Source organism: Gardnerella lacydonensis (assembly GCF_048545055.1).
Taxonomy (GTDB): domain Bacteria; phylum Actinomycetota; class Actinomycetes; order Actinomycetales; family Bifidobacteriaceae; genus Bifidobacterium; species Bifidobacterium vaginale_C.
Window position 1 is genome coordinate 258737 of sequence record NZ_JBKQXT010000002.1, and the last position, 22135, is coordinate 280871.

At 38.6% G+C, this 22135-nt stretch carries 16 protein-coding genes; 2 read left to right on the forward strand and 14 right to left on the reverse strand.

The features are described from left to right. Positions 1–63: 63 nt before the first annotated feature. From rpe to uvrA, 13 genes are all read right to left on the reverse strand, one after another. Positions 64–729 carry a ribulose-phosphate 3-epimerase gene (gene rpe / locus ACJV45_RS03085; RefSeq protein WP_019261676.1) on the reverse strand — a complete coding sequence of 222 codons (666 nt, stop codon included), beginning with the start codon at positions 727–729 and terminating at the stop codon, positions 64–66. A gap of 63 nt (positions 730–792) precedes the next feature. Next, positions 793–1728 (reverse strand): prolipoprotein diacylglyceryl transferase, encoded by a 936-nt coding sequence (gene lgt / locus ACJV45_RS03090; protein WP_004120623.1) that lies wholly within the window; start codon positions 1726–1728, stop codon positions 793–795. 90 nt (positions 1729–1818) lie between these two features. Continuing rightward, positions 1819–2859 (reverse strand): phosphatidate cytidylyltransferase, encoded by a 1041-nt coding sequence (locus ACJV45_RS03095; RefSeq protein WP_116772878.1) that lies wholly within the window; start codon positions 2857–2859, stop codon positions 1819–1821. 34 nt (positions 2860–2893) lie between these two features. Next, positions 2894–3448 (reverse strand): ribosome recycling factor, encoded by a 555-nt coding sequence (gene frr, locus ACJV45_RS03100; protein ID WP_004111654.1) that lies wholly within the window; start codon positions 3446–3448, stop codon positions 2894–2896. Positions 3449–3548: 100 nt separating this feature from the next. Then, the gene (gene pyrH / locus ACJV45_RS03105) at positions 3549–4298 is read right to left on the reverse strand and encodes a UMP kinase (protein ID WP_004120619.1); all 750 of its coding nucleotides are present in this window, start codon (positions 4296–4298) and stop codon (positions 3549–3551) included. A gap of 176 nt (positions 4299–4474) precedes the next feature. Further along, complete coding sequence (gene tsf, locus ACJV45_RS03110; protein ID WP_004120617.1) at positions 4475–5326, reverse strand: translation elongation factor Ts; 852 nt, start codon at positions 5324–5326, stop codon at positions 4475–4477. Between the two features lie 29 nt (positions 5327–5355). Continuing rightward, positions 5356–6156, reverse strand: a complete 801-nt coding sequence (gene rpsB / locus ACJV45_RS03115; RefSeq protein ID WP_004111661.1) for a 30S ribosomal protein S2 — start codon at positions 6154–6156, stop codon at positions 5356–5358. Between the two features lie 270 nt (positions 6157–6426). Further along, positions 6427–6915, reverse strand: a complete 489-nt coding sequence (def, locus tag ACJV45_RS03120) for a peptide deformylase (RefSeq protein WP_004120615.1) — start codon at positions 6913–6915, stop codon at positions 6427–6429. Positions 6916–7042: 127 nt separating this feature from the next. Further along, complete coding sequence (locus tag ACJV45_RS03125; protein WP_004120613.1) at positions 7043–9103, reverse strand: AMP-dependent synthetase/ligase; 2061 nt, start codon at positions 9101–9103, stop codon at positions 7043–7045. A 211-nt stretch (positions 9104–9314) separates the two neighbouring features. Then, positions 9315–9896: a hypothetical protein gene (locus ACJV45_RS03130; RefSeq protein WP_004120610.1), complete on the reverse strand. Its 582-nt coding sequence runs from the start codon at positions 9894–9896 to the stop codon at positions 9315–9317. 306 nt (positions 9897–10202) lie between these two features. Beyond that, positions 10203–11333, reverse strand: coding sequence for a GuaB3 family IMP dehydrogenase-related protein (locus ACJV45_RS03135; RefSeq protein WP_415684114.1), 1131 nt, complete (start codon positions 11331–11333; stop codon positions 10203–10205). Between the two features lie 88 nt (positions 11334–11421). After that, positions 11422–13653 (reverse strand): excinuclease ABC subunit UvrC, encoded by a 2232-nt coding sequence (gene uvrC, locus ACJV45_RS03140; protein ID WP_419397630.1) that lies wholly within the window; start codon positions 13651–13653, stop codon positions 11422–11424. Between the two features lie 44 nt (positions 13654–13697). Then, positions 13698–16721, reverse strand: coding sequence for an excinuclease ABC subunit UvrA (uvrA, locus tag ACJV45_RS03145; protein WP_419397631.1), 3024 nt, complete (start codon positions 16719–16721; stop codon positions 13698–13700). A 260-nt stretch (positions 16722–16981) separates the two neighbouring features. Between uvrA and ACJV45_RS03150 the strand changes: the two genes are divergently transcribed. Together ACJV45_RS03150 and ACJV45_RS03155 are read left to right on the forward strand one after the other, a co-directional pair. Then, positions 16982–18583, forward strand: a complete 1602-nt coding sequence (locus tag ACJV45_RS03150; protein WP_004125849.1) for an ABC-F family ATP-binding cassette domain-containing protein — start codon at positions 16982–16984, stop codon at positions 18581–18583. A gap of 14 nt (positions 18584–18597) precedes the next feature. Continuing rightward, positions 18598–20817: a beta-carotene 15,15'-monooxygenase gene (locus tag ACJV45_RS03155; protein ID WP_419397632.1), complete on the forward strand. Its 2220-nt coding sequence runs from the start codon at positions 18598–18600 to the stop codon at positions 20815–20817. Between the two features lie 9 nt (positions 20818–20826). On the opposite strand, the gene ACJV45_RS03160 is transcribed toward ACJV45_RS03155, so the two are convergent. After that, positions 20827–22041: a pyridoxal phosphate-dependent aminotransferase gene (locus ACJV45_RS03160; RefSeq protein ID WP_004120603.1), complete on the reverse strand. Its 1215-nt coding sequence runs from the start codon at positions 22039–22041 to the stop codon at positions 20827–20829. Between the last annotated feature and the right edge of the window lie 94 nt (positions 22042–22135).

Below are 22135 nucleotides of genomic sequence, written 5' to 3' on the forward strand. Positions count from 1 at the left end.
TTGTATTCTATTTTGCATAAATAAAATATTGGGGCATTATTCTAAAATGCCCCAATAAAAGTTTCATGCTCGCCAAGCCTCTTGCGCAATATTACGAATAGAATCAATAGCTGCTGATGGATTTTCAGCACCATAAACAGCAGATCCTGCAACCAGCACATCAGCACCAGCTTCTGCGACTATAGCAGCTGTAGAAGGGCTTACTCCACCATCAACCTGAATATGAGTATCCAATCCACGACGAGTAATTTCATCACGTAAACGACGAACCTTACCCATTTGATTGCTCAAGAACTTCTGTCCACCAAAACCAGGCTCAACAGTCATAATAAGAACCATATCGAATTCATCAAGAATATCGAAAATAGGTTCAACTGGCTCAGCTGGGCGAACTGCAAAACAAGCTTTGCAACCCATGTCTCGAAGCTGACGAGCAAGACGAACAGGCGCATGAGTGGCACCCATATGGAAGCTCACAGAATCAGCACCAAGTTTTGCATACTCTGGAGCCCAACGATCAGGATCTTCAATCATCAAATGAACATCTACAGGAAGATCGGTTACCTCGCAAATACGTTTAACAATAGGCTCCCCTAAAGTTAAATTCGGTACAAAATGATGATCCATAACATCAACGTGAACAAGATCAGCATTTGAAATTGCTACAAGATCTCTTTCAAGATTGCAAAAATCTGCAGAAAGAATGCTAGGTGCTATTTGTATATTCATGTGTTCCATTCTAAGAAAAGCAAGCGACTAGAAAAACAAAATAACTATATATTTAAGAATATTTTAGGATAATCTTTTTGTTTTAATATTTGAATTAGATTGAGATTCGCGCTCACGTTCATCTGCAGTTATATCAATAAGACGATTCACAAGATCTGTTCTTGACCTGTGGCTATTCTGCAAAATCATAAAAACAATAATTGAAATAATAAATATAACTATAGAAACCCATACGTTAATTCTTACTCCAAGGAAAGTATGTGAAAAATCGATCCTTAAAGACTCAATCCACATTCTTCCTGCTGTATACCACATTACGTAAAGAACAAACTCAGATCCAGATTTAAGTTTTTGCTTAAGAACTTTGCCGAAAGAAATAAGCAAGGCTGCTCCAACAAAATTCCAAATCATTTCATATAAGAAAGTAGGGTGAAACAGAGTACCCTCTGGACATGTGAGACCATCGTAGCAACTTTCACTGTGTCCTATAGCATTTGCAGCAGAATAATTAAGTTTTAGGCCCCATGGCAAAGTAGTTGGAGCACCATAAAGCTCTTGGTTAAACCAATTACCTAACCGCCCTATACCTTGTGCAATAAGCAAGCTAGGTGCAGCGGCATCTGCAAGCAAGCTTATTGGATATTTTTTATAGGCGCACAGTGCGCTTGCAGCAATAGATCCTAGGATTACTCCTCCCCAGATTCCTAAGCCACCATTCCAAATCCTAAATATCTCCAACAAATCTCCCTTAGGTCCAAAGAACTTTTCGGGAGTGGTAATAACATGATAAAGACGTGCTCCAACTATTCCTGACGGAAGACTAACCAGTGCAACATCTAATATCTGATTAAAATCTCCGCCTTCTCTTTTCCATCTGCGAGTGGTAATCCACATTGCAACAAGTGCACCTGCAAGAATTGATAAAGCATAAAATCTTAACGTGATAGGTCCTAATGTAATCTGAGAAATACTAGGACTAGGAATAGAACAAATCGTCATAAATCCTCATGTTAGTAGAAAACCATGACGGTTACTTGTAATGGTTTTATGACAAAACAAACGATTAATATCTAAAATATTACCTATAAATTAGAACCCTACAACCTTAATCAACGCCATAAGAACAGGCGCACAAAGCAAAATAGAATCCACTCTATCTAAAACGCCACCGTGACCTTTAAGCAAATGCCCCATATCCTTAATACCAATATCCCTTTTAAGCATTGAAGCACATAAATCACCAAAGGTACCGACCATGCCTGATGCAACACCCATTATTGCTGGCATCCACCAGAATTTTATCCAAGAAGATCCATAGAAGCCGGATATGATAGCGTAAGCACCTATCAAAGCAAAAAGCATTGACCCTAAAAGACCCTCTATTGATTTCTTAGGAGAAATACGGGGAGAGAGCTTATGCTTACCAAGCCACGCACCAGCAAACAAACCACCAGTGTCGCTTAAAGCTGGTAGAAACACAAGCAGCAACGCATGCGCTATAGCATACTTAGTATTTGTTAAAGACAAAACAATGCACGAGGCAAGCAAAGGAATATACAATACAACAAATAATGAGACTGCCGTATTAGTGAAAGTATTTGCCTTTGCACTTTTAGATAATGTAGGATGCTGAAGCTTTTTTTCTACAGCGCGCAAAGTCCTTTGAGAAACAGTGCTATTCAATGTAGCAAAAACAACAGTTAAAAGCAATGACGCTGTTATGCCACTTGCCATAGCAACAGCATGCCATCTTGCATAAAAAGCAGAAAGAATAGTGATTACAGAACAAATAGACAATACCAGAAATGGGATCCTAAAACCTGCGGTAGCAAAATCTACATGCAACTCCCACAACGCGAGGACCATAAAAATAGTTAAAAGAATAACAAAAGCATCGATGCTAATTACAAGACAAGCGATAATCACAGCAACCAATAAAACTGCAGTTGCTATAGCTTGAGGCATATTTCTGCCAGTACGACGATTTATATCGCCTAAAGCATCATGGGTGCCGTTAATAGTCTTTTCATGTGAAGAATCAGATTTTGCTGACTTATTATTACCGAGTAAATTGTTATTAGTTAACAAATCAGCTTTGTTAGACAATTCTTCAAGATTTTCTTGATTCATACGACACCCATTCAGCCTAAAAGTTTCTGAAGAATCAGACCTCCATTATTTCCTTCTGCTTGCCATCAAGCAAAGCGTCTAAGGAATCAGTTACTTGCTTCGTAACTTTATCAAGCTCTTTCTGTAAACGCTCTCCTTCATCTTCGCCGATTTCACCATCTTTTACAGACTTATCAATATTCTCCTTGGTTTTACGGCGAATATTTCTAACAGCAACCTTACCTTCTTCAGCTTTTGTCTTAGCAAGCTTTACGTATTCTTTACGACGATCTTCTGTAAGTTCTGGCATTGTAACACGAATTACATTGCCATCTCTATTAGGGCTTACTCCTAAATCTGAGTCGCGAATAGCCTTTTCTACAGCATTAGCTTGCGAAGCATCAAAAGGAGTTACAGAAAGAGTGCGAGGCTCTGGAACACCAATAGAAGCAACAGCCTTAATAGGTGTTGGAGCACCATAATAGTCAACCATAATGCCATTAAGAAGAGCAGGATTAGCACGTCCAGTTCTAATGCCCATGAAATTCTCTTTAGTAGCTTCCACAGACTTGTTCATCTGTTCAAGAGCCTGATCGATAATCGCTGGCATGTAATCTCCTTTATCGGTATGTGCCAATTTTAAAATTTATTATTTAACTATTTTCATGTTTATTCAATTTTAAATATTCAAATTATGAATATTCGCATATTTAAGCAAATGCAGGCTCAGCATCCGAAACTAAAGTTCCGATTTCCTCACCAACCAGTGCTCTAGTGACGTTTCCTTCGCCCTCTAATCCGAATACGCGAATCTTCTGCTTGTTGTCTCTAGCCATAGATAGTGCAGAAGCATCCATAACAGCAAGACCATCGACAAGAGCACGTTGATAATTTAACGTTACAAATTTCTTCGCGTTCTTATCTTTCCGTGGATCAGCGCTATAAACACCATCTACACCATTCTTGCCCATCAAAACCTCATCGCAATGTATTTCCAAAGATCGCTGAATAGATACAGTGTCAGTTGAAAAATATGGCATTCCAGCACCAGCGCCAAAAATAACTACACGACCCTTTTCAAGGTGTCGAATTGCTTTAAGTGGAATATAAGGTTCTGCAACTTGGCCCATTGTTATAGCAGTTTGTACACGAGTTGCCTGACCAGCTTGTTCAAGAAAATCTTGCAGAGCCAAGCAATTCATAACAGTACCGAGCATACCCATATAGTCACCACGACTACGATCAATTCCAGCCTGCTGAAGCTCTGCTCCGCGGAAGAAATTACCACCGCCAACAACAATTGCAACTTGCACGCCTTCATGCACTGCTTTTACAATTTCTCCAGCAATTCTACGAATAACATGAGTATCAATACCAACGGCGCCACCGCCAAATGCTTCTCCCGAGAGCTTCAATAAAACTCTACGAGACTTGCTTTCCCCCGCTTGTGCGATAGTCATAAAACTTTCCTCCAGTCATAACGGCGAACGCAAGCATATCTTTGCCATGATATCTTTCAATGACGACACAGCAAAACACGATTTTATAATGTATAAATTAAAAGAATGGGCTTGCATGACTTATCACGCAAACCCATTCTTGTTTTATGAATTTTTAATAAGCTTTCGCTTAAAAATCATTCAGCAGAGCCTTTGCCAACCTCAACACGAGCGAAAGCCAAAGCAGAACCGCCGACTTCCTTGAACAAATCTCCAATAGTCTTAGATGGATCCTTGACGTAGGACTGCTCAAGGAGAACGGTTTCCTTGAAGAAGGCATTCAAACGACCTTCAACAATCTTTGGAACAATCTTCTCTGGCTTGCCTTCAGCCAAAGACTTCTCTGTAGCAACGCGACGCTCAGACTCCAATACATCAGCTGGAACGTCTTCGCGGCGAAGCCACTGAGCGCCCATAGCGGAAATCTGCAAAGCAGCTTCATGAGCGACCTTAGCACCAGCCTCATCAGTAGCAATCATAGAAACAATGCTTGGAGGCAATTCAACGGACTTCTTGTGAGCATAAATCTCTACATGAGGACCGCTGATCTTGGCAATCTGACCAACCTTAACGTGCTCACCAAACAAAGCTGCTGCTTCTTCTACTTCTTCCTTAACAGTAGCATCTCCAGCCTTAGCGGCAAGAAGCTCTTCTGCGCTGGAAGCGTCAGCTTCAATAGCATTGCTTAACACGGTTTCAGAGAATTCAACGAACTTTGGAGTCTTAGCAACAAAGTCGGTTTCGGAATTCAATTCAACTGCATAGCCAGTTTCACCTTCTGCAGTTTTAACAACCTTAGAAGCAACGGTTCCTTCCTGAGCCTTGCGACCTTCACGCTTGCCAGCGGCCTGAATGCCTTTAGCACGGATAATTTCCTTAGCGCGAGCTACATCGCCTTCGGCTTCGGTAAGAGCCTTCTTAACGTCCATCATGCCAGCGCCAGTTTCTTCGCGCACCTGCTTAATCAACGCTGCAGTAATTGCTGCCATTTTGTTCTCCTCATTAACCGCCAACAGACTTATTCAGCCTTGGCTTCGTCTTCAGACTGTTCAGTTTCCTTAGTGAGTAGTTCCTTTTCCCATGCTGCCATTGGCTGAGCGTCAGAGCCTTCAGACTTTGCGCCCTTTCCAGCACGTTCAAGCAAACCTTCTGCAACAGCGTCAGCCATCAAGCTAGTAAGAAGCTCGACACCACGAATTGCATCATCATTTGCTGGGATTGGATACTCAACAGAGTCTGGATCGGTGTTGGTGTCAACGATTGCCACAACTGGAATACCAAGCTTGTGAGCTTCTTCAACGGCCAAAGCTTCCTTGTTAATATCAACAACGAACATTGCCGAAGGAGTACGGTTCATGTTGCGAATACCGCCGAGCTGCTTGGAAAGCTTGTCCTTTTCGCGCTCAAGAAGCAAAAGCTCCTTCTTAGTCAAACCAGATCCACGAACATCAGTGAAGTCCATTTCCTCAAGTTCCTTGAGACGCTTTACGCGAGTGGAAACAGTCTGGAAGTTCGTCAGCATACCGCCGAGCCAACGCTCGCTCACGTAAGGCATGTTCACACGAGTAGCCTGATTCTGCACAGCCTCTTGAGCCTGCTTCTTGGTACCCACGAACAAAACAGTACCGTTGTGAGCAACAGTCTGCTTAATGAAGTCATAAGCCTTGTCGATCATGTCGAGCGACTTGAACAAATTGATGATATGAATACCATTGCGCTGGGTTAGAATAAATTGCTTCATCTTTGGATTCCAGCGACGAGTCTGATGTCCGAAGTGCAAACCTGCCTTCAGCATTTCACTCATGGTAATCTGTGCCATATCTATATACCTTTCTTGTCGGTTCCTGCCTGGCCATGCCTGTTCGCATGCAACTTGGCTAACATATGTCTAAATCCAAGCCGACCGACACGAACGGACGCGTACATGGCGCGTATTCGCGCATCCGAGTAGACAATAAAAAACGAGCAATCATATAACGCGACAATATTCATGCTCAATGGACACGCAAAGATTAATCATATCAGACGCTTAATACTAAATAAATATTACGAACTAATACTATAGTTGTTGATATTTCTTATTTAGATATTATTTAGCTAATCCATTACGAAGTTGGCGTAAAGCTTGTTTTCTAACATCTTTCTCTAAACGATCCAAATAAACGTGTCCATCTAAATGATCACACTCATGCTGAATCATGCGAGCCATTAAGCCCTTGCCTTCTAGAACAATAGTTTTACCGTCTAAATCAATGCCTTTAGCCCTAGCATAATCCGCCCTGCGAGTCTTATACCATAATCTTGGAACAGACAAGCAACCTTCATCCCCATATTGTTCACCACTCAATTCTTCAATAACAGGATTGAGAATATATCCAATATGACCTTCAATATTGTATGAAAACGCTCTAAGGCTAATACCTATTTGATTTGCACTGAGCCCAGCTCTACCTGGATCGTTTACAGTTTCTAATAAATCTTCTACGAGACTTCTAACTGCTGGAGTAATCTCACGAATTGGGTCACATGGTGTTCTAAGAACAGGATCTGGAACAATGCGAATCTGTCTAATAGTCACAGTACTTCCTTAAAAATTCTAAAAGGCTAATTAAAAATGCAATGCAATTATACAAGACTTAGTGTAATTAAAATTGCAATTTTAATCAGCCTATTTAACGTTTTATAGCTAATTTAATTTCGAATAACTATTCTTTGTCGTTAGAATTATTATTCTTATCAGCATATTCAGTATGCTGATCTTTTACATTAACCTGTGTAGGCAAATCCTCACCAAAACGTTTCAGATGAGTAGCAGCCTGATCTATTGCTTGTTTAACTCTAGGAGTAACCGCTTCTTGAGCCTGTTTAACAGTTTCTTGCGCTTGCTTAACAGTCTCAGTTGTCTTATCTAAAATCTTAACTGTAGCAGGTAATGGTCTACTGTTTGGTTTTGGAGCATAAAGCTGATTCTCTATAAGATCACAATACCTCTTCAAAACCTTAGGACGCACAACTTTCATGCTTGGAGTCAAAGTGCCAGCATCTTGTGAAAATTCTTCATCCAAAATAATAAATTTACGAATAGACTCAGCTCTAGAAACAGTGCTATTTGCCTGATCAATAAACTGTTGTACAACAGAACGAATAGCATCGTTTTCCGCAACAGCACTCATAGAAAGATTTTCATCCATTCCCTGACTCTTAAGCCAAGAACGAACCATATCTGGCTCAACCTCAATCAAAGCGGAAACAAATGGCTTACCGTCTCCTACAACTACTGCGTGAGATACGAGAGGACACTTAGAGATAATACTTTCCAAAGGCGCTGGACTTATATTTTTTCCACCAGCAGTGATAATAATATCTTTCTTTCTACCAGTAATAGACAAGAATCCTTCATCGTCTATCTCGCCTAAATCTCCAGAATGGAGCCATCCATCTTCGTCAATAACATCCGCAGTAAGATCTGGCTTATCATAATATCCGATAAAAACGTTAGGACCTTTTACAAGGACTTCCCCATCATCTGCAATACGGATAGTAATTCCAGGACCAGGGCGACCCACAGAACCAACTTGATTAGCATGTTCAAAATTAACAACACAAGGAGCTGCTGTTTCAGTCATTCCATAACCTTGAATAAAGGTTATTCCATCCAATCCGTTAAAGAAATGAGCAAGTTCAGCATTTATTGGAGCTCCGCCGCAAGCTAACCACGATAGATTAGGTCCCAAAGCAGACCTTATAGAAGATCCAACAGTTTTCATATAGAAGTCATGCTGAAGTTTTGCATAAATTGAATGTGCTCTGCCTTCAACTTCATCTTTAGACCACTCAATAAAATGTTGTACAGCCTTCGCAAAAATCCTACCGCGTATACCTGCTCCAGCTTTTTGAGACGCAGCGTTATAAACCTTTTCAAACACTCTTGGAACTCCAAGCAAATATGTAGGTTTAAAACTACGCAAATCTGCTAATAAATGCTTCGCATTTGGCACATATCCAATAACGCCGTGAGAACCTATTGCCACATATTGTATGTATCTGGCAAAGCAATGAGCTAATGGAAGGAACAGCAATAGTCTACTTGGCTTATAAAGCATATCATTTAAAACGTCATAAGCCGCATACACAATATGCGTAAAATTCCTATTAGAAAGCATTGCACCCTTTGGTTTTCCAGTTGAACCAGAGGTGTATACAATAGTCGCTAAATCATCAGCTTTTACTTGACCTATGCTTCTATTAAGCTCGTCGTCGCTGATTGATTTTCCAAAATCAATCACTGCGTCTATTCCAGCAGCTTTAAAGTTAAAAATAGTCTTTAAAGACATACGCTTATTGTCTTGGCGAACTCGCTCTAAACACTGCGCATGTTCATCATCACCTGCAAAAGCTATAACAGGCTTTACTTCAGAAATAATTTCAGCAGCTTGAATTGCTGAATCTGTTTCATAAATTGGAATGCTTACAGCACCAATGCACGCGCAAGCAAAATCCGTAACACCCCACTCATAACAGGTTGGGGAATAAATAACAACTTTGCTTCCTCGTTCAACGCCAAGAGCAATCAACCCCTTAGCTGTTGCACGAACTTTTAATAGCATTTCCGATGCAGTAACATCATGCCATTGACGAGTATCATCGTCTTGCCATTGGGCTATTACGCCTTGTGGATCTCGCATTGCCCTATTGGCAAGCAGTGAATAAATTGTGTCACCGTCATTTGTTGGGTGAATGACCTCTACAGCAAATTCTCGCAGCATAGTCTTAATTGTACGGTATATCTAACACGACACAAACGAAAGTCGTACAAAAATGTCAACCTAAAATTGGTGGTTTTTACAAATAAACTCTTCTGGTTAGATAATTAGAAACAAACTAATAATGATTACCTAAACCAGAAGAGTCATATTTTTATATTTAACTATTATTTAATTGACAATGGAATTTAAAGGCTAGTACATTTTCTACCAATCATCCCAAGTCAACTAATGTACATATCCAACTCCCGTTTTGAGATTTGAATGCCAAAGACGCACAATAATTTAAGCTTCCAATAGACAATAAAACAACTGCCTCAAAACGAGTTGGACTAATTAGCATTCCATTTATCATTCTTGGCATAGTCGGTTTGCAACGTAGTTGCCAACTTGTATATTCATCGTGTTTGTCTGAGAAACATTGAGATATTAGATACCACATGTTTTCAAGCTTAAAAATACATTCCTCACTAAGAGCCTTACGCATTTGTGACGATATCGGTCTTCCTCTAGAAATGTCACTAGCAATACATGCTACTTTGCACGCTCTTAAAGCGAGGTCCAAGTACAATTCCTCATCTGCCGAATTATTAAAGCATGATGATACATGATATGTTGCCATAAAATGCGAAGAACCCACTGGGAATGAACCTTCGTATACTGGCAATGGCTTGCGATCATTCCACTTGAACGTAGGATGATCATCATTTGCAGCAAAGTCGTTTTTTACAACTTCCCAGAATGCATCATTTTCGTCATAGTTATCGCTGACTATGGTACCAAGAGTATTATTCATTTTCCTGCTCTTTCCCGTTAAAATTTGTTACTTATCCCATTTTCTATTTTTAAATTCCTTATTTTATTTTTTTGTATTTTTAATTTAAAACCAATGTCTAGCAAAGGTTTAAATAAAGCATACAACTTATTTCAAAAATTCAAAGCATTATTTCTAAGTGTGCATAAATAAAATTAAATCCTCGATTTTTGTTGAAAAATCAAGGATTATTTAGTGTTAAGTTATGCACATTATAGTTTTTACTTCCTTGTGCACTTAAATTTTTAGTTTTAAGCTCACAAGGAAGTAAACAAATAATATTAAAAATTACCGAACATCCTGATGGAATGGGTTAAATACAACACTACAACGCTGGAAACTCTTAACATCAACATACCCAGTGGATGCCATTGTGCGCCTTAACGCGCCAACATAATTTGTTTTTCCGTCTGCCATATGACTTGGACCAAACAAAATATTCTCCAGCGGAGCAACAGTTCCAACATTCGTACGCATTCCGCGTGGCAAAGATGGATGGCGAGCCTCTGCACCCCAATGCATTCCGCGGCCTGGAGCCTCGGTCGCTCGCGCTAAAGGAGTTCCAAGCATAACTGCATCTGCTCCCATAGCCAAAGCCTTAATAAAGTTGCCAGAGGTTCCCATTCCTCCATCAGCTATAATCTGAACATACCTTCCGCCAGATTCATCCATATAATCACGACGAGCTTCGGCAACATCTGAGATTGCAGTCGCCATAGGAGCTTGAACACCAAGAGTATTCATAGTTGCAGAAACTGCACCTCCACCGAAACCTACGAGAATTCCAGCTGCACCAGTTCTCATTAAATGCAAAGCTGAAGTGTAATCAGCACAGCCTCCCACAATAACTGGAACATCAAGATCATAAATAAATTTCTTTAGATTAAGTGGTTCATGATCTTTAGAAACATGTTCTGCACTAACAGCTGTTCCACGGATAACAAAAAGATCTACTCCAGCTTCTAACACAGTAGAGTAGAATTCCTGAGTGCGCTGAGGGGAAAGAGCACCTGCAACAGTAACTCCAGAATCACGAATAGTGCGCAAACGTTTAACAATAAGTTCAGGCTTAATTGGTTCAGAATAAATTTCTTGTATACGCTTCGTAGCAATTTCGTTTGGAAGCTCCGAAATTTCCTTTAGAAGTGGTTCTGGATCATCGTAACGAGTCCATAAACCTTCCAAATCAAGTACACCCAAGGCGCCCATCTGACCCATTGCAATAGCCGTATCTGGGCTAGTAACAGAATCCATTGGCGCAGCAATCACTGGTACGTCAAAACTATAAGCATCGACTTGCCAGGACGTAGAAACAGCCTGCGGGTCGCGAGAACGACGCGAAGGTAGTATAGCAATATCGTCAAGTGAGTAAGCGACTCGGGCTTTTTTGCCCAATCCTATTTCAATTTCCTGAGACATACTTACAAGGCTAGTGTCTTATCATGACGAATCAACATGCCGAAAATTATTTAACTAATTTATAAGATAATTCTATTGAATATCAATGTTACTTATGCAATGATTCGTAAATAGATTTAGCTTTAGCTTTACCTATGCCAGAGACCTTTTGCAAATCGTCAATACTCGCATCTTTTAATTTCTTAACACTACCAAATACGGAAAGAAGACGTTTTTTGTAAAACTCTCCAATACCAGGAATCGAGTCTAGCAACGAATTTAGCATGGCTCTTCTTCGTTTTTGCCTATGATAAGTTATAGCAAAACGATGCGATTCGTCTCTAGCTCTCTGTAGCAAATATAATCCTTGGGAGCTTCGTTTAAGAATAATTGGGTATTCATTATCAGGAAGCCAAACTTCTTCAAGCTTTTTAGCCAAACCGCATATGACTATATTTTTTATGCCACAATCTATCATAGCTTTTTGGGCTGCTCTGGCTTGTTCTCTACCCCCGTCAACAACTATAAGATTAGGCGTATAAGCGAATTTTTTATATTTTGATTTTTCAAGATTTTCTCCGTAATCATCATCTACATCGCCACTATTTGTGTGCTTAAAACGCCTAGAAATAGTTTCATACAATGCGCTCAAATCATCAAGTTTTCCGTTGCCATCAGACCCTTTTATGGAGAATCTTCTGTACTCGCTAGGTTTAGCAATACCATCTTCAAATACAACCATTGATGCAACCTGATATTCTCCATTTACCGTATTGGAAATATCATAACATTCAATACGCAAAGGAGATTCGCTCATTCCAAGAGCATCGGCCACCTCGTTCATGGCGCTACTTCTTGCCTCTAAACTGCTGATTCTGCTGGATTTCAGTCTCATTAATGATTGTTTAGCATTATCATTTGCTTGATTCATAAGATTTCGTTTATCGCCACGTTCAGGAACCTTAATGCTAACTTTAGATCCACGCAATTTGCTTAACCAATTTTCCAAATTTTCACATTGATTCTGTGATATCCCAAAAGGAATGATTATTTCTCTAGGGATTGGGGTAATTGGGTCTAGCAAATCTCCCCTTCCTGTTGATTCCTGCCTTTTTTTACGCTCTTTTGTGGTTTTTGCACGATACGCTGAGTCAATATATTTACTCTTGGTATTCTCCAAGTCAATCTGCAATGCATTTCTTGATTGCTCTATTTTCAAAGAGTCTTCATATTGCAAATTATTATTTGATTCATATTCTGAATAAACTCGCATAAGCAAATTAGCTATTATATCTGCATCGCTAATATCCTCGCTTCTTTCAACCTGCCAATTTTTCTCTCCTCGCAATAAGCCTTCGCGAACAAAGAATGCGTGAACGCATGCCTCTAGAGAATCTCCACTAAAACCAAAAACATCTGCTTCAACATTCTCGTCAAAAACAACAGAATTTTGTTGCATAACAGTTTTAAAAATGTTTATTTTATCTCTTATTTTTGCAGCATTCTCAAAATCAAGATTATCGCTGGATTCTTTCATTTCTCTTGTTAAATCGTTAATGTAAGAATCACCTATAGAACCAGTTAGTACACCTACTAATTGTTCAACATTATGTCTGTGAGTTTTACGATCCACTTTTGCAATGCAAGGTGCAGAGCATTTTCCAATAGCTGCAAGAAGACAAGGTCTACCAGTTTTATGAGCTTTGACAAAAACGGATTGTCTACACGTTCTTACAGGAAAAGTCTTAAGTAAAGAATCTAGGCTGTGCCTTAGCTGCCACACTTTCGCATATGGACCGAAGTATCTAGTTGATTTAGAATTCCTATTTCTTGTGATCCAGACTCTTGGAAAATCATCATTCACAGATACGGCAAGATATGGATATGTTTTATCATCTTTAAAAACGACATTAAAACGTGGATTAAACTCCTTAATCCACGTGTATTCTAGTGTTAAAGCTTCAAGCTCAGTGTTTACGACGGTCCATTCTAGGCTTCGAGCTGTTAAAACCATCGACTGAGTTCTAGGATGAAGCTGATTTAACGGTTGAAAATAATTAGACAACCTATTTCTTAAACTTTTTGCTTTTCCAACGTATATTACTTTCCCCTTCTCATCTCTCCACTTGTATACTCCCGGTTGATTTGGAATATCGGAAGTTTTTGGTCTAAATAAGTCTCTCGTGTCGCCTAAAAGTGATGCTCCAAAATTATTTTTAACTGAATTGTTCAAAATGTCAGTAGTACTTATATCACAATTAGATAGGTGAGTTTTCTTCCATTTGCCTTGACTGCTTATAACATCTTCTTTGATATCTATGTTATTATTCACAATTTCCATTCTGTTCACCTCCTTTCATAAAAATACTATTTAACTATATTCCTTTAAGATTTGAGCATAGGCTTTAAGAATTTGCCCGTCCAACTTTCTTTCGATTTTGCAACTTCTTCTGGAGTGCCAGTGATTACTATTTCGCCGCCTTTGTCTCCTCCCTCTGGTCCTAAATCAATAATCCAATCCGCGCATTTTACAACATCAAGATTGTGTTCAATAACTATTACAGTATTGCCTTTATCTACCAAAGATTGAAGAACGCTTAAAAGTTTACGAACATCTTCAAAGTGCAATCCAGTTGTAGGCTCATCAAGAATATAAACAGTTTTGCCAGTTGAACGTTTTTGCAACTCTGTAGCAAGCTTTACTCTTTGTGATTCTCCACCAGATAATGTTGGAGCACTTTGTCCGAGTTTAATATATCCAAGACCAACTTGTACAAGAGTATCCAAATATCTTGAAATGGATGGATATGCTTTAAAGAATACAGCAGCTTCAGCAATTGGCATATTCAGCACGTCTGAAACGGTTTTACCGTTATACGTTACGTCTAGAGTATCTCTGTTGTACCTTTTCCCATGACATTCTTCACATTGTACGTATACATCTGGCAAAAAATTCATTTCAATTTTCAGCGTTCCGTCTCCGCTGCAAGCTTCGCATCTTCCTCCTTTTACATTAAACGAGAATCTTCCAGGACCATAACCTCTAACTTTTGCCTCTGGTGTTTGAGCAAAGAGTGTACGTATTTTGTCCCAGACACCAGTGTAAGTCGCAGGATTTGATCTTGGCGTTCTACCGATAGGATTTTGGTCTACGTGAACAACCTTGTCACAATTTTCAATACCATCAACTCGTTTATGAAGCCCTGGAACAATGCGAGCGCCGTTTAGTTTATCTGCTAAAACTGGGTAGAGTATCGAGTTTATAAGACTAGATTTTCCAGATCCAGATACTCCTGTTATGCAAGTAAATACGCCTAAAGGTATTTGTACATCTATATTTTTAAGGTTGTGTTCTTTTGCTCCAACAATAGTTAGTAAACGATTTTTATTTATTTTTCGACGATTTTTAGGAACTTCTATGCATTTTCTTTTTGCAATATAGTCTCCTGTTATTGAACGTTTTGCATCTTTTATGTGATTTGCTGGTCCGCAATATACTACTTCTCCACCGTTTTCTCCAGCTTCGGGTCCAATATCTACTAACCAGTCGGATTGTCGAATTGTATCTTCATCATGTTCAACAACTATAAGCGTGTTACCTAAGTCGCGAAGATTGTGCAATGTTGATATGAGTTTCTCATTGTCTCTTTGATGTAATCCTATTGAAGGCTCGTCAAGAACGTACATGACTCCAACTAGTCCAGATCCAATTTGAGTCGCCAGTCTTATTCTTTGTGCCTCTCCACCTGAAAGTGTTTTTGCGGCTCTAGAAAGAGTTAAATAATTTAAGCCAACATCATTTAAGAATCCTAATCTTGCCTTGATTTCTTTTACAATTTCTTTAGCAATTATCTTGCTTGATCCTTCTAGTTTTAAAGAATTAATCCATTCAAGACTTTTTTCTATTGGCATATCACATACATCTGCAATTGAGTATGAGTTTATTGTTACTGCTAAGACTTCTGGACGCAATCGTTTACCGTTACATGTTAAGCATGGAACTTCTCGCATGTACGACTCGTAGTATTGGCGCATTTGATCTGAGTCTGTTTCATCATGCTTGCGCATAAGAGTGCGCACTACGCCTTCGAATCCTGTTGAATATTCCCTCTGTCTTCCCCATCGATTTTTATAAGATACTTTTACTTCAAAATCATGCCCATAAAGTATTGAATTTTGCGTATCTTTCGACAATTCACACCATGGTGTATCCATACTAAAACCAAGTTCAACACTTAGCCCTTGTAGCACATGCCTATAGTATTCTCCTGCAGATTTATTTAGTGCCCAAGGTTCTATAGCGCCTTCATTAAGTGATTTTTCTACATTCGGCACAACAAGATTAGGGTCAATTTCTAAGTTATATCCTATTCCTGAGCAATCAGGGCACGCTCCATAAGGAGCGTTGAATGAGAATGTTCTAGGCTCTATTTCTGATAAATTAAGCTGGTGATTGTTAGGACAAGCTCTGTGCTCAGAAAAACTTCGGCGCCTGTTTTTAGAATCAACAGATTCATCTACAAAATCAGCTATAACAACTCCTTTAGAAAGTTTCAGAGCCGTTTCTATAGAATCAGTCAAACGAGTACGTATGCCATCTTTTATAATTAATCTATCTATTACAACTTCGATTGTATGTTTCTTCTGTTTTTCTAAAGTAATATCTTCAGAAAGTTCTTTCATCTGGCCATCTATAAGTGCTCTCGAATAACCATCTGATCTAAGAAGAGTAATTGTATCTTTGAATTCGCCTTTTCTGCCATTAACAACAGGTGCTAATATCTGCAATCTTGTTCTTTCTGGTAAAGAAAGTATAGAATTAGCCATTTGTTGTGGTGTTTGAGCACTGACAAGCTCACCACATTTAGGGCAATGAGGAATTCCAACTCTAGCAAAAAGAAGCCTTAAATAATCATAAACTTCTGTGATTGTTCCAACAGTAGAACGAGGGTTACGATTAGTAGTTTTTTGATCAATAGATACAGCTGGGCTTAATCCCTCAATAAAATCTACATCTGGTTTATCCATTCTTCCAAGGAATTGCCTAGCATATGCGCTTAATGACTCAACATACCTTCTTTGACCTTCTGCAAAAAGAGTATCGAATGCAAGCGAAGACTTACCAGATCCTGATAATCCAGTAAAAACAATCATACGATTTCTAGGCAATTGTAAACTAACATTTTTTAAATTGTGTTCTCTAGCTCCTTGTATGGTTATCTTTAAATCTGAAGGAACAGAAGACAAATCATATACTAAATTGTCATTGTTTTTTACAGGCTGAGCAGAATCGAGCATAGATTGCAAGATGTCAGCTTTTTTAGCACATTCACGGTTTTTGTTATCTAAAATTGCATCTTGGGATAAAGGTAATTGCATGTTTTGCGAAGAATCTGATTTGCTTTGCATTCTGCCTCCCTAAGAGCTATTTTAAGAATCAAGATTTTGCACCAAACCCATTCTTGATTGAGCATTAATTATACAATACGATTAATTATAGAACACTTGTTCGAAGTAGATAATTTTCTGCGTGTTGTCGAAATACATAGAAAAATAAAAGATAAAATCCTTTAGTAAAAACTATGCAAGCCTAACTGTATAATCGTGAGTTTGGCTAACACATTTTGAAGATATTCAGATTAAAGCATTATTTTAAGGAGTGGGTGCAAATGGCTATTGACGCACAAGGATTAACTATACAAATTGGTGCGCGTACGCTATTAAACCCTACCGACTTTCACGTAACAAAAGGCGACAAAATCGGCTTAGTTGGAAGGAATGGAGCTGGAAAAACAACTCTTACACGAGTAATAACAGGAGAAATGCTCCCTGCTGGCGGAACTGTACGAGTAAGTGGTGGCTTGGGGTATCTACCACAAGATACTCATGCAGCAGATCCAGAACAGAGCGCGTTAGATAGAATCATGAGCGCTCGCGACATTTCGTCAATTGTATCTCGTATACGAAAAGCAGAAAAAGAGATGACGAATCCAGATCCAGATATTATGACGAAAGCCATGAATCGCTACGACAAAGCCATTGAAGACTTTGAAAAAGCTGGTGGATACGCTGTGCAATCGGAAGCAATATCGATGGCAAACAGCCTTGGGCTTCCACAAGAAATTATGAAGCAAGCTCTTGGAACTCTATCTGGCGGTCAACGTAGACGAATTGAACTTGCACGAATACTTTTCTCCGATGCAGACACGCTGATTTTAGATGAGCCTACTAACCATTTAGATGCAGATTCTATAATTTGGTTGAGAAACTATTTGAAAAAATTCTCTGGTGGATTCTTAGTAATATCCCATTCAACAGAATTGCTGGATGAGGTTGTAAATAAAGTCTGGCATTTAGATGCACAATTGGCTCAAATAGACATGTATTCAATGGGTTGGAAAGCATACTTACATCAACGCGTTGTAGACGAAGAACGAAGACGCAGAGAACGCGAAGTGGCTGAAAAAAAGGCTGAACGCCTTATGAAACAAGGTATTCGTTTACATGCAAAAGCAACTAAAGCAGTGGCAGCTCAAAACATGATGCGTAGGGCTGAACGACTGTTGAATGAAACAAGCGAAGCACAAAGCCGCGAGAAAGTAGCAGATATTCGTTTTCCAGAACCTGCTCCTTGTGGACGAACACCTATTATGGCTGAAGATATTTCAAAAGCTTATGGATCCAATATTGTATTTGCTGGCATAAATTTGGCTATAGATAAAGGTTCAAGAGTTGTTATTCTTGGATATAACGGTGCTGGTAAAACAACCACTTTGCGTATTCTAGCCGGAGAAGAAAGTGCAGATACTGGCAGCGTAAACTATGGGCATGGCTGCAAGATTGGCTATTTTGCTCAGGAACACGACACTTTGGATTTAGATGCTACAGTATTAGAAAATCTTCAGCATGTTGCTCCAGATTTAAACGACACTCAAGCAAGATCTATGCTAGGAAGCTTCCTATTTTCTGGAGATGACGCAATGAAGCCAGCTAAAGTGCTTTCAGGAGGCGAAAAAACTCGTCTAGCCTTGGCAACTCTTGTAACTTCAAAAGCAAACGTGCTTTTGCTCGATGAGCCTACTAACAATTTAGATCCAGCTTCTAGAGATGAAATTCTTAAAGCCATTGCAAAATACGAAGGCGCTATTGTATTGGTTACTCACGATGAAGGAGCAGTTCTTGCGTTAAACCCTGAACGAGTCCTTCTTATGCCAGACGGTGACGAAGATTTGTGGAGTGATGATTATCTTGATTTGGTTGCGGAAGAATAGGATTTAGGATTGCTATGAGACCAACAGCTAGACTTGCTAATTTTACGCTACAACACATTTTCCATGTTCTTCGCGCGCCTTTAGCAATCTTGCTGTTAATAGCATTGTTTGAATGCACTGTTGGGAATATTCCATTTTGGAATAGTGTTACTGGCAGCACAGATAGTATGTTTGCACACAATGCAACTGGTCCAGGTATTGAAAGACTTTCTTCTGGAGGACTTTTAATTACCGATCCTTCGGAATCTTATTTAGAAGTTAATTCCGACGGATCTTCACCGTATATTCAGCTTAAGCCTTCACTAATTACTCCGAAAAAAATTGGCAAAAATCCTGTTAAAACAGATGTACATGTACGAATTGATGTTAATAAAATCGCTGGAAAGCCGTTGAGCACCAATCCTAGAGCCATTAGTTTTGCTATGCTTCCAGTTCCAGATCAAGCAATTGGAGTTAAAAGCACTCTTAGATTATGGATACAACATCCTAAAGGAGATGTTGTAGACGTTGAGGATGCTAAAGCAAATGTTAGAGCACCTTTTAGCTGGAATTGGGGTCGCGTTTTTCTTCTTATAGTCGTTTCAATTTTGATTTCTTTGTGGAATCCTTGGTCTAAATTATGGAAAATCAAACTTAATACAAAAAGTATTAATCAAAGGCTTTTACTCACTTTATTCTGGACACCTTTCCTTTTTATTGCCATTTTTGCAATATTTTGGAATGTTTTTAACGGTATTCCAATGCATTTTGATGTTGCTGGAAACTACACTTACGATTTTGATCAATACGCACGTACAGCAGACGCTCTACTTAAAGGTAAGACGCATCTTGATTTACCTGTTCCACCGCAAATGCAAAAATTACCTAATCCGTATGATCCAATTGAAAGAAATAATCTTCTTTCTGATTGTGTACACAATATTTATTGGGATCATGCGTATTATAAGGGTCATTGGTATTCGTATTTTGGTGTAATTCCAGTTGTTTTATTCTTTATACCGTATAAGATTATATCTAATTTGTGGATTCCTGGTGGAGCCATGCTCCCTACAACAATAGCCACTTTCATATGCTTAATTGGATTTTTAATTTTTGGCTCACTATTGGTTATTCGTCTAATTAAACGCGTTAATCCTCAGGCAACTCTTGCCTGTGTATCAATTTGTTTAACCTTATTCTTTATTACTTCAAACACCGTTTACTTGTGGTTTAGAACATCCTTTTATTCAGTTCCAATGGCCGCATCATTATTCTTCACTTCACTTGGATTATGGTTTTATCTCGGGTCTATTAAAGATGAAGAAACTACAAAAACGCACAAAATAGTGGAACAATTAAAACCATCGTCAATAATATCGTTTAAGCATATTGCAGCAGGATCATTGTTTATTGCTTTTAATCTTGGTTGTAGACCAACTTTTATAATCGCTTTTCTATTCGCAATTCCGCTATTTTATACTCATTTTTATTCATATATTAAAAATTTGATTATTAGTGACAAAAAATCTATAGAAAATCTTAAAAACTTATTAAAACTAATTCTTTGCATAATTATTCCATTTATAATAGTTGCAATACCAATCGGATTATATAATGCTTTAAGATTTGGGTCACCTTTTAATTTTGGCAATGAATATCAGATTACGATTACAGATATGACTACAATGCGTCTTCCTTCGCAGAACATCATTCCTTCTATCCTAAGTTATATAGCTTTGCCAATACGTTTTATATCAACTTTCCCTTGGATAGCAATTCAGCCTATTGCTTTTGAAAAATGGCAATATGCCGAGCCGATGATTGGTGGAATGTTTACATTATCTCCACTGGCATTACTAGGAATTATATGCGTTTTCACGATGGCTAGAAACATGAGTAAAACCGCTGCAAGATTAGCTATAATATCTGTAATTTCTGGCATAATTGTTATTGTTTTTGATAGCTTAAAAGCTGGTATAGGATGGCGATATATTGCGGATTTTGCATGGCTTTTCGCTTTAAGCGCAATAATAGGTATTAACTCTTTGCTACAAAAATATGCTGATATTACAGTATGTGACACTTTGAAAACGAAAACATTATGCTATTTACTGCGATTCGTTATTTGTGGTCTTCTATTTTTCTCCATAGCAATAGCTTTTCTAAGCTGGTTCGTACCAGGTAGAGAAGACTCAATACTACGTTTTAATCCTCAAATGTGGCATACTGTGAGATGCTGGTTCACACTAATATAATTGTTTTCATTAATTTAATTCTTCCAACATTGTATGAACAGTATCTAGCAACGCTTTAACACCATACACAAATTGTTTTTCTTCTGGCAGCAAAGATAATGCCAAATATCCATTATTCGGCATATCAAAGTAATAGCCAGGCTGAGAGACAAGATGATAATCTTGCATAAGTCTTAAAGCTAAATCATCATCATCTAAACATGATGGAACACGGATAAGAATATTCCATCCGCCTTCTGCGCGCAATGCACTAACACAACAATTTGAATAGTTTGCGAGAATTGTTCTAAGAGTTTTAAGATTCGACATCACTCTGTTTTGAACAAGATCGGTTTGTTCTTTAGCACATTGCAATAATTCTGGAATTCTTTCTGATACAGTTGCACCAATTGGAAGAAAATCATCAGCAATAACATCAAGGCGTTTCATAGCATCCTGTACGTCTTGACTAGGACCCGAAACCTCAATCCATCCAACTTTTGCATGCGGAGCTGCAAGCATCTTTGAGAATCCATCTAAAGCAAAAACTAGCGTAGATTCTTCACCTGCTAACCTACAGTTTCCATCAAAAGGTTCTAGACAATAATCATAAAAAACTTCATCAGCTATAATTGCCACATTATTTTTATTGCATAATTGCAATAATGCGTCTCTTTCTTGAGGTTTTATATAAGATCCTGTTGGATTGTTTGGGTTTATTAAAACAAGTGCACGAATACGATTATCCGTATTCTCTAAAAGTTCTTTAACCCTAGGAATATCAATAGTCCAAGAGCCATCATAAACAAGCGGATAAGGTATAGATTTTACGCCTTGGAGTCTTGCAATCGATTCTATAAGAGGATATCCAGGAGTCGGAGCTAAAACGGAATCACCGCAATCACACATTAGCATCATTAGCCATGCGTATGCTTGAGAGGTTGATGATAATACGTATAGATTATTTGGATTAAGAGCTTTAGCTGAACTACCCTTTTTATTTACAATATTTTGATCTATGCGATTATCTCTATGATTTATAAAGTTAGCAAGAATGCGCCTAACTTCGACAGGTCCTCTAGGATCAGCAGTATATTTTGCATTTAAGCACTCTGGAGAAAGACCATGTACTGTTGGGTTTGAATCGTTAAGTTTTGCAAGTTTAATACCTTTAGATATAGCAACACGTTGAGCCAGAATAATTGGATTTGGCTCACTCACATCAACTCTTGAAGAAAATCGCACTCGACTACACTAGCGCATTGTATAAACCAAATATATAAAAATACAAAAATATGCAAATATAAAAAATGCGCTGAACGCAAAAGCATCCAGCGCA